The sequence below is a fragment of the Arthrobacter sp. 01L42 genome (assembly GCF_056400005.1).
Map to the genome: position 1 here is coordinate 267,234 of NZ_JBFTSL010000007.1, position 9,287 is coordinate 276,520.

Below are 9,287 nucleotides of genomic sequence, written 5' to 3' on the forward strand. Positions count from 1 at the left end.
GTAAGTATCTGCGTATGAATGCAGATAATAAGGCTTGCGCGCTCACCGCGGACAGCCAGTACGTCGAGCTGGCCGTGGAGGTGTTTGCCATGCTGGCCGACGCCACCCGGGTCAGGCTCATCCTGGCCCTGCGCCACGGTGAACTGCCCGTCAACGTGCTGGCCGAAAAGGCCGGGAAATCGGCGGCTGCGGTCTCCCAGCATCTGGCCAAGATGCGGCTGGCGCGCATGGTCGCCACCCGCCAGGAAGGCACCAAGGTCTACTACCGCCTGCAGGACGGGCACGCCTGGCAGCTCGTGGCCGACGCCATCCACCAGGCCGAACACACCCTCGGCACGGCCCCGCATCACAGCACAGCCCCGCACAGCCCCACAAGGGAGGCCGGCGCATGAACCGGCCCCCGCACCCCGGCCACGATGTCCACCCGCACGCGCACGGACATGCCCACGACGACGGCCATCACCACGACCACGGCCCGCACGGCCATGTCCACGCGACCGGTTTCAAGGGGTGGCTGCAGGAGCTCTTCGTGCCCCACTCCCATGACTCGGCCGACTCGATCGACTCCGTCCTGGAGACAAGTTCCCAGGGCATTCGCGCCGTCAAGGTCTCCCTGCTCGGACTGGGGGCCACGTCGCTGTTCCAGCTGGTCATCGTCCTCATCAGTGGCTCCGTGGCGTTGCTGGCGGACACGGTCCACAATTTTTCCGATGCCCTGACCGCCGTTCCGCTGTGGATCGCCTTTCTGCTCGGACGCCGCCGCGCGACCCGGACGTACACCTACGGTTTCGGCCGCGCCGAGGACCTCGCAGGGCTGTTCATTGTGGCGATGATCGCGCTCTCCGCCGTGGTGGCCGCCGTCGAATCCATCCGGCGCTTCTTCGAACCCCACCCCGTCCAGAACCTGGGCTGGGTGCTCGCCGCCGGCCTCGTGGGCTTTGCCGGCAACGAACTGGTCGCGATCTACAGGATCCGCGTGGGACGGCGGATCGGGTCCGCCGCGCTCGTCGCCGATGGCATTCATGCCCGCACCGACGGCTTCACCTCGCTGGCCGTCGTCGCCGGAGTCATCGGCATATGGCTCGGATTTCCGCTTGCAGATCCGATCGTGGGCCTGCTCATCTCCGCAGCCATCGCCGTGCTCCTCTGGGGAACCATTCGCGACATCGGGCGCAGGCTCATGGACGGCGTGGACCCGAACCTTACGGAACGCCTGGCGGCGGTTGTCACTGCCCACGCCCCCGCGGGCGCAACATCCCGGCTGCGCTGGTCCGGCCACCGGCTTCACGTCGAGGTCTCCATCCCCCTGACCACGATCACCGACCTGGGCGAACTTGCCACAATCCACGACGAAATCGAGCACGCCACCCGCCACGCACTCCCGAACGTGGGATCCGTGACAACGGTCCCCACGTTCGGCCAGGCCGCGACGGCCGGACCACCGCCTCCCCCGAGCCACGGATAACGGCGGCCTCGGAGGCCCTGATCCGCACCGGCCTCCACCGCCTCGAGCCTCGCGTCCGGTCCTGCACCCCCGCCGCTCCGAATCACCTTCAAAGACCACGACCAGAAGGTGACCATGGGTGTTCAGCAGGAAACCGCAAGTACGGGGGCTGCCACGCTGCGGCGGCGCACCCTTGCCACGGAGCTGGGCCCCTGCACGGTGCATGTCCAGGAAGGCACCGGAGGCCCGCACGCCGTATCCGGGACGGCGGATGTCTACCTCCACGGCGCCGCGGGCTCCTGGACGTCCTTCCGGGAGCTTCTTCACCCGGCAGCGGCACATGACCGGGTGCTGATAGACCTGCCGGGCTGGGGCGAGTCCACGCAGGACGCCCGGATGGCGAATTTGAGCATCGAAGCGATGGCACGCGCCGTCACCGGTACTTTGACCTCGCTCGGCTACCGGCGGTGGAACCTGGTGGGCCACTCCATGGGAGGCTTCCTGGCATTGCACATCGCCGCGGCGTGGCCCGGGCGGACCGCCAGCGTGACCGCGATTTCGGCGACCACGTTCGGCGTGTCCGAAGCGGCCGGCAAGCCACTGCGCAGCCTGTTCCGGTTCCCGATGTTTCTGGGCATGCTGCTGGCCATGCGCGCCGCAGCAGCCCTCGGCCCGGCAGGGCCCGCGCTGGTCCGTGCAATCGGGTCTACCGCCGTGATGCGGCCGCTGTTGTCCCCGTTTTTCGCAGAACCCGCATCCATCTCCGCGGGGGTGCTTCGAGGGCTTGGCGAGGACGCCCGGCCGGCATGTTTCTCCGCGGCAGCCCGGGCCGCGGCGCACTACGATTTTGGCCAGTGGCGGGGCATTTTGTGTCCAGTGCTGGCGATCCGCGGGGACAGCGATGTGTTCACTCCACCCTCCGACCTGCTCCGGCTGGCCGCGATAATCCCACGCGTCCAGATGGTGACACTCCCGCATTGCGGCCACTTCGCGAACATCGAACGGCCCGAGCATGTGCAACGGCTGCTCGATGACCTGCTGTATCCGTGACCTGTACGGCAGCGGCTGGCAGCGTCCGTGAGTCAGCGGACGCCGGGGTGAATCGACTCTTGACCGCCGATACTCACCGATATATCGTTAATTATCGCCGAACAATCGGCGACCATTATTGATTTCAACTGATTGGGAAGGTCGATGCCGCTATGAAAGGCATGCATGACGAAAAATTCACGGACGGCGGACCCGCCCAGGCACGCTTCGGGCGCGGCAGGAGCCGCCGCGGCCCCCACGGACACGGTGGTTTCGGACCGGGCCGCGGGTTTGGACCGGGTTTCGGACCGGGCTTCGGACCGGGTTTTGGCCCCGGCGGGTCGCGGCGGGCCAGCAGGGGCGATGTTCGTTCGGCGATTCTGTCCCTCTTGGCCGAATCACCGTCCAACGGCTACGGGCTGATCAAGACCATTGCGGAAAAAACCTCGGGCGCCTGGCGTCCGAGCCCGGGGTCCGTCTACCCGACGCTCCAGCAGCTCGTCGATGAAGAGCTCATTGCGCCCGTAGGCGATGGCCGCCGCACCGAGTTCACCCTCACCGATGCGGGCAAGGCCTACGTGGCCGATCACGCCGAGGAGCTGGGGAACGCCTGGAACACCGACCCGGAGGGATCCGGGCCGGCGTTTCACCAAAGCGTCGGAAAACTCATGGGAGTCATCCACCAATTCCGCTTCTCGGCAACCGAGGAACAACGCAGTGCCGCAATGACGGTAATCGATGACACCCGCCGCGCGCTCTACCGCATTCTTGCCGACTAACACCGCCGCTTCTGCCGGCGCACTGCCACCGCTGCCAATGGTCCGTGCCCGAATAACTCCGGATGGCGGCATTTGTATTCTGGAACCGTGATCGCCTGACCTGGATTGTTGTCCCGACGCCGGGAATGGCCCGGACCAACCCAAATGGCCCCCGCTTTCCACGGTTCCGTCCCTACAATTAAGTGTGGCCTCCATGGCATTCACGTCGCGGGGGCGACATAAATAAGGAGGTTCATCATGGGCCTGAGTGACAAGATCCACAATGCCGCCGAGAAACTCCACGGCAAAGGCAAAGAGGCGGCCGGCAAAGCCACCGGCGACGACAAGATGAAGGCCGAGGGCAAGAGCCATCAGGTCAAAGCAGACCTGAAGCAGGCCGGCGAAAAGGTCAAGGACGCTTTCAAGAAACACTGAAAACAGGCCGCCGGAGGGCGGAGGTGCGGTCCGGATCGCGCCTTCGCCCCGGCATTTGCCCACACACCCCAGGGACTTCCCTAGCGACGCAGGTCGAATGCCTCAAGGAGCCGGCTGACCGAACCGCCGAGGTTCCATTCTGTGGCGAGACGCTCAAGCTCGGCCCGCGAACCGCCGGAGACAGGGCGCAACTGCGCGCCTGCCTCCTCAAGCGTCGGCAGTTCCAGGTCTCGCACGATCTTCACGACGGTGGGCGCGACCGTGAGGTAGTCCGCCGCCGCGGCGAGTTTGGACCGCACTGCGGTGGACAGCCCGCTCCCTGCGTCCGCGGCAGCCGCGAGCAGCCCGTCGAGCGTGCCGTACTCGCCGAGCAGCGACGCGGCGGTCTTCTCCCCGATGCCGGCGACGCCTGGCAGCCCGTCGGAGGTGTCGCCGCGCAGGGTCGCGTAGTCGGCATACTGCACGGGCAGCACACGGTACTTGCCGACGACGTCGGCGTCGGTCAGGACTTCGAGGTTCTTCATGCCGCGCGCGGTGTAGACCACCCGCACCTGACGGGCGTCGTCGACGATCTGGAAGAGGTCGCGGTCGCCCGTCACCACGTCGACCGGAAGCTCGGCGTGGCTGGCGTAGGTGCCGATGACGTCGTCGGCCTCGTGGTCGGCAGCCCCGACGACGGCGATGCCGGCGAGCTCGAGCACGCGGCGGATCATCGGAATCTGCGCCTCGAGCGCGTCCGGCACCACCTCCACATCGGGGGCGCCTGCCACCTCCTCGGCGACCCGATGCGCCTTGTAGCTCGGGATGAGGTCTACCCGCCACTGCGGGCGCCAATCGTCGTCCCAGCACGCGACGAGATGCGTCGCACCGTAGTCGGTGGTGAGCCGTGCGATCATGTCGAGCAGCCCGCGAACAGCGTTTACCGGGGTGCCGTCGGCGCGGCGGATCGTGTCGGGCACGCCGTAGAACGCGCGAAAGTACAGCGACGCGGTGTCGAGGAGCATCAGGCGGTCGGTCATGACTGATCCTGACACGGATGCGCCCGCTGGCGGTGGAACGTCACGGTCCATCTTCGGAGGGCACAAAGTAATGCTGGCGTCGCTGAGGTCCCCCAGGCACTGGGCATGAACGAACACGGCCGCGAGGTCCTCAGCTTCATCGACGGCGATGCAGCACTCGACGCGTCCAGGATCAGGGTCGCAGCCGCAAGCGGCGAAGCTTCTTCCCTGCCTTGCGGGCTTTGTTCTCCGTCTTCCGGGCAATGCGTTCTTCCATCTCCAGCAAACCCTCGAAGCCGAGGTCGGTATCGGCGGGCCGGTCCGGGGTGGCCGCGAGTCTGCGCAGGAGGGCGGTCGCCATGACGCTGTCCTGATGGTCGCCGAGCACTGTCTGGAGCCGTCCGGCCGCTTTGGTGAGTTTGGCGGCGCGCTTGCCGTGGATCTCCAAGACCGACTCACCCGCGTGGCGGAGGCGCTTGGCGTCTTTTCGGACCTCATGCAGCGCTGTGTCGCGCGCGGCCGTGTCGGCCGAGCCTTTGACGGCCTTCCGGGCACGCTCCACCCGCTTTGCGGCCTTGTTGACCAGCTTGGCCGTCACCTTGCGCGCGGGCCGGAAGGCGCGTGGCTTGGCAGGCGGGTGGTCCCGGAAGTCCTCCAGGGAGCCCAGGAGACGGAAGTAGCGGCCGGTCCGGAGGGTCTCCAGGACGTTTCTGTAGCCTGCGTCGTGGGCTGCGACCAGCTCCTGATCGATCATCTGGGCCAAGAGGCCGGACCTCTGTTCTTCCGGGAGTTCCAGGATGTGCTGGCGAAGCCGCTCCAGCATGACTTCGGCATCGCGGGCCGGACCCAGGATCTGGCCCAGCCACTTCAGTTCAGCCTGGAGTTCCCGCACCGCTGAGCGTTTGAAGAGTTTGCGGTAGGTGGCCAGGGCGGAGCGCGCCCGGCGGGTCGCGGACCGCATCTTGTGGACGGAATCCGGTGTGCCCATCCGCACACCCGGATCATTGGCGATGAAGTCGCCAATCCGCGCGTCTAAATAGGCGGTCACGACGTCGACCGCCGGTCCCTTCTTCCGGGGCTTTGGAGTCCGGGGACTGAACTCGGCCGGCCAGGCATCGCCCAGGGCACGGGCGATCTTGGAAGGATAAGCGGAGTGGCTGGCTCCGGTAGACGTCAGAGTTGCGGCGGCAGCCTCAAAGAGCCCCGCTGTACCGTGGACGAGTTCGAGCTCCCATTCACGCCAGTCGACGGCCGGCCCCGGCGGCCGCAGGGCCTCGGCGTGAACGTGGTCGTCGGCGAAGTCGGCCAAATGCTCACCGCCCGGCCCGTAAAGCCGGTAGGTGGTGCGCCGCGTACTCAGCCGGGCGACGGGCACGAGTTCGTCGCCCCGAATGAGGACCTGCAGATGGTCGGACAGTTCTTCCGGAACGGTCTCCGGCTGCCCCAGCGGCGCATGGATCTCCTCCCGCTGGTCCGCCCCGGCGGGAAGCTTGAGGTGCCAGCCCTCGTCCGCCCCGCCCGTGCGGCGCCGCAGGGTAATGCGCCGTGCCGCGAGGACCAGGGCCGGAGTATCGAAGTACACAGCCTCTAGCTGATCCGTCACAGGCTCCGCGACGTGGTCCACACCCTCGATTTCCTGCAGATCCGGCAGCGCCGCAGAGGTCCCGGCGTCGTACTTTTGTTCCGTTTCAAGTTTTCCCATGGTGTCCATGGCGGTCAGGACTCCCCGCGGGACGCGCGTTCCCGCGGCAGCGAACTGATGGTCCTGTTGATGACTGCCATGGCGGGCCTCCCCTATCGGCACCGCTGGAACATGGACGTGATCTCCGGCGGGCGTGTCCGGCCGGTGCCTTGGCCCGGTGCGCCTAGCCCGATTCTAGGCTCTGCGCGAATCGGCGACCAGACCGCCTATGGCGTGCCGGCCGTTGACAACGTCCGTCGCGGGCTTCACCTAGGGCCAGAGGCTCGTGACACCAGCGAGACCGGGGACCTCGACGGGGGTGCTCGTGCCGGCAGTGGTGCCGTTGCCGAGCTGCCCATGGGGGCCGGCACCCCAGGCCCGGACCGATTTGTCGCTCATCAAAGCGAATATTGCGCGTCCGTTGACCGTGATGGATGTGACGCCCGTAAGTCCTTTGACCTGGACGGGGGCACCGGTGTAGCCGGTGGTGCCGTCACCGAGCTCGCCGAGCCTATTGTTGCCCCAGGCGCGGACGGTGCCGTCGCGCAGCAGCGCGTAGGCGGCGGACTCTCCTGCCGCGATGGAGGTGGCCCCAATAATGCCCTTGACCGGGATGGGCGTGCCGGCGTCGTCGTTGGTGCCGTTGCCGAGCTGGCCGTACCCGCCGCTGCCCCAGACGCGGACCGTTCCGTCCTTCAGCAGTGCGTAGGCGGTGCCTTTGCCCGTCGCGATGGAGGCCACGCCGGCGAGGCCGGTGACCTGGACCGGCACTGTGCTGTCGGTCGTTGTGCCGTTGCCGAGCTCACCGGAAGTGCCGTTACCCCAGGCGCGGACGGTGCCGTCGCCCAGCACCGCATAGACCACCACATACTCTGACAGGCTGACCTTCAACGACGTCACCCCGCTGAGACCCTTGGCCTGGACGGGGATGCTGCGGCGCTCCGTCGTGCCGTCGCCGAGCTGGCCGAATTGATTGCCGCCCCACGCGCGGACGGTTCCGTCCAACAGCCGCGCGTAGGCGCTGCCGTTGCTCGCCGTGATGGAGCTGACGCCGGCCAGGCCCTGGACCGGGACGGGCGTGCTGCTGTCGGTCGTTGTGCCGTTGCCGAGCTGGCCCCTGGAGTTCTCTCCCCACGCCAGGACGGTCCCGTCCGCCAGCAGCGCATAGGCAGTGCCGCCGTCCGCCATGACCGACACGGCTCCCGTGATGCCCCGGACCCGGACCGGAACGCTCGAGTCGTAGATGGCCATGCCGCTGCCGAGCTGGCCGTACGAGTTGCTGCCCCACGCCCAGACTGTGCCGTCAGCCAGCAGTGCATATTTGGTAGCGGCGCCCTGTGCGGCCATGGCCACACCCGACAACCCCGAAATGCCCACAGGCAAGCTGCTAAACGGCGCTGTGCCACTGACGCCGAGCTGCCGGTCGTAGTTGTCGCCCCAGGCACGGACAGTCCCGTCCGCGAGCAGAGTGAAGACCGAGAACGCAGTGGCGGTGATGGAGGTGGCGCCGGAGATCGTCTTGACCGGGCCGGGGATGTTGCGGTCGGCGTGGGTGCCGTTGCCGAGCTGGCCGACTCGGTTACCGCCCCAGGCGCGGATTGTCCCGTCGTTTAGCAGCGCGTATGCGGTGCCGATGGCGGCAGTGACGGCGCTAACGCCGGTGAGCCCGTCGACCTCGACTGGCACGTTGCTGTCGCCGGTGGTGCCGTTGCCGAGCTGGCTGTACCAGTTGCCGCCCCAGGCACGGACCGTCCCGTCCAACAGCCGCGCGTAGGCAGTACCTCCTCCGGCCGTGATGGAAGCGACCGCGTTGAGTCCTTTGACTTGGACGGGAACGTTGCTGTTGCCGGTGGTGCCGTTGCCGAGCTGGCCGCTCGAGCCATAGCCCCAGGCACGGACGGTCCCGTCTTTCAGCAGCGCGTAGGTGACTCCACCGTCAGCCGTGAGCGTCGTGACCCCGGTGAGGCCCTGGACCTGGACCGGAGTGCGGCCGTCGTCTGCGCCGCCGCCGTTGCCGAGCTGGCCCCCGTTGTCGAACCCCCAGGCGCGAACGGTTCCGTCGTTCAGCAGCGCGTAGGCCGTGGACGACCCGACAGCGATGGACCTTACACCGGTGAGCCCTTTGACCTGGACGGGCACGTAGCTGTTGGCGGTGGTGCCGTTGCCGAGCTGGCCGCCCCAGTTGTAGCCCCAGGACCGGACGGTCCCGTCCTTTAGCAGCGCGTAGGCGGCGCCGGAGCCTGCGGTGAGGGCGGTAACGCCGGTGAGGCCCTTGACCTGGACGGGACTGCTGCTCGCGTAGACCGAGCCGTTGCCGAGCTCGCCACTCGTGTTGGAACCCCAGGATCGAACGGTCCCGTCCTTCAGAAGCGCATAGGCCGTGGACCAGTCGGCGGCGATGGACGTTACGCCGGTGAGGCCGCTGACCTGGACAGGCGTTGTGCTGCTGCTGGTGGTGCCGTTGCCGAGCTGGCCGTACTCGTTCGAGCCCCACGCACGCAGGGTCCCGTCGGACAGCAGCGCGTAACTCGTACCCCCGGCCCCTGCAAGGGCTTTGACTCCCCTCAGCCCGCTCACGGCAGCCGGGGTGGAACGGTAGGGCGTCGTGCCGTTGCCGAGCTGGCTGAAGCGGTTGTCGCCCCAGGTGAGAGCCGAGTTTCTGGATGCCCCGGGCAGGTAATAGCCGGAGACGTCGGCAATGAGATGCGTGGTGCCGTAAGAGCGGTTGAACAAGGTGACCTTGCCGTCGGCGCCGACCGGTACGGTGACGGAGTTCGCGACTGTCTGGCCGGGGAGGAAGTTCACGTTGGACGAACCGGGCCGCTGTGTCCCGGAGGCGTAGGCGGTGATAAACCCGATCAACCGTGGCTCGGTGACGGTGAGGTTGAAGGTCACGGCGGAAACCTTCGCCGGAATCCCGTGGGCCCCGCCGGCCTGGAAGG

The 9,287-nt window shown here is 67.5% G+C and carries 8 protein-coding genes; 5 read left to right on the top strand and 3 right to left on the bottom strand.

The features are described 5' to 3' along the window. Positions 1–14: 14 nt before the first annotated feature. From AC1DN2_RS08700 to AC1DN2_RS08720, 5 genes are all read left to right on the top strand, one after another. Positions 15–392 (top strand): ArsR/SmtB family transcription factor, encoded by a 378-nt coding sequence (locus AC1DN2_RS08700; protein ID WP_223914797.1) that lies wholly within the window; start codon positions 15–17, stop codon positions 390–392. After that, entirely contained in the window at positions 389–1,465 is a 1,077-nt protein-coding gene (locus AC1DN2_RS08705) for a cation diffusion facilitator family transporter (RefSeq protein WP_476849997.1), read from the top strand. Before AC1DN2_RS08700 ends, AC1DN2_RS08705 begins: the two co-directional genes overlap by 4 nt. Before the next feature lie 114 nt (positions 1,466–1,579). Then, positions 1,580–2,494, top strand: coding sequence for an alpha/beta fold hydrolase (locus AC1DN2_RS08710; RefSeq protein ID WP_476849998.1), 915 nt, complete (start codon positions 1,580–1,582; stop codon positions 2,492–2,494). 152 nt (positions 2,495–2,646) lie between these two features. Further along, the gene (locus AC1DN2_RS08715; RefSeq protein WP_476849999.1) at positions 2,647–3,252 is read left to right on the top strand and encodes a PadR family transcriptional regulator; all 606 of its coding nucleotides are present in this window, start codon (positions 2,647–2,649) and stop codon (positions 3,250–3,252) included. Between the two features lie 237 nt (positions 3,253–3,489). Beyond that, positions 3,490–3,666 (top strand): CsbD family protein, encoded by a 177-nt coding sequence (locus AC1DN2_RS08720; RefSeq protein WP_223914801.1) that lies wholly within the window; start codon positions 3,490–3,492, stop codon positions 3,664–3,666. A gap of 80 nt (positions 3,667–3,746) precedes the next feature. Here the strand turns inward: AC1DN2_RS08720 and AC1DN2_RS08725 are convergent, their stop codons facing one another. From AC1DN2_RS08725 to AC1DN2_RS08735, 3 genes are all read right to left on the bottom strand, one after another. Then, on the bottom strand, positions 3,747–4,685 hold the full coding sequence (locus tag AC1DN2_RS08725; RefSeq protein WP_230008465.1) for a 5'-3' exonuclease: 939 nt from the start codon (positions 4,683–4,685) through the stop codon (positions 3,747–3,749). A gap of 172 nt (positions 4,686–4,857) precedes the next feature. After that, positions 4,858–6,366 carry a CYTH and CHAD domain-containing protein gene (locus tag AC1DN2_RS08730; RefSeq protein ID WP_476850000.1) on the bottom strand — a complete coding sequence of 503 codons (1,509 nt, stop codon included), beginning with the start codon at positions 6,364–6,366 and terminating at the stop codon, positions 4,858–4,860. A gap of 249 nt (positions 6,367–6,615) precedes the next feature. Next, a partial coding sequence (locus AC1DN2_RS08735) for an RCC1 domain-containing protein (RefSeq protein WP_476850001.1) occupies positions 6,616–9,287 on the bottom strand: 2,672 nt, incomplete at its 5' end.

Bases quoted from the DNA above. Each gene is read 5' to 3' on its own strand.
- AC1DN2_RS08715 (WP_476849999.1), top strand. From the start codon at position 2,647: ATGAAAGGCATGCATGACGAAAAATTCACGGACGGCGGACCCGCCCAG.
- AC1DN2_RS08730 (WP_476850000.1), bottom strand. From the start codon at position 6,366: ATGGGAAAACTTGAAACGGAACAAAAGTACGACGCCGGGACCTCTGCG.
- AC1DN2_RS08700 (WP_223914797.1), top strand. From the start codon at position 15: ATGAATGCAGATAATAAGGCTTGCGCGCTCACCGCGGACAGCCAGTAC.
- AC1DN2_RS08725 (WP_230008465.1), bottom strand. From the start codon at position 4,685: ATGACCGACCGCCTGATGCTCCTCGACACCGCGTCGCTGTACTTTCGC.
- AC1DN2_RS08710 (WP_476849998.1), top strand. From the start codon at position 1,580: ATGGGTGTTCAGCAGGAAACCGCAAGTACGGGGGCTGCCACGCTGCGG.
- AC1DN2_RS08720 (WP_223914801.1), top strand. From the start codon at position 3,490: ATGGGCCTGAGTGACAAGATCCACAATGCCGCCGAGAAACTCCACGGC.
- AC1DN2_RS08705 (WP_476849997.1), top strand. From the start codon at position 389: ATGAACCGGCCCCCGCACCCCGGCCACGATGTCCACCCGCACGCGCAC.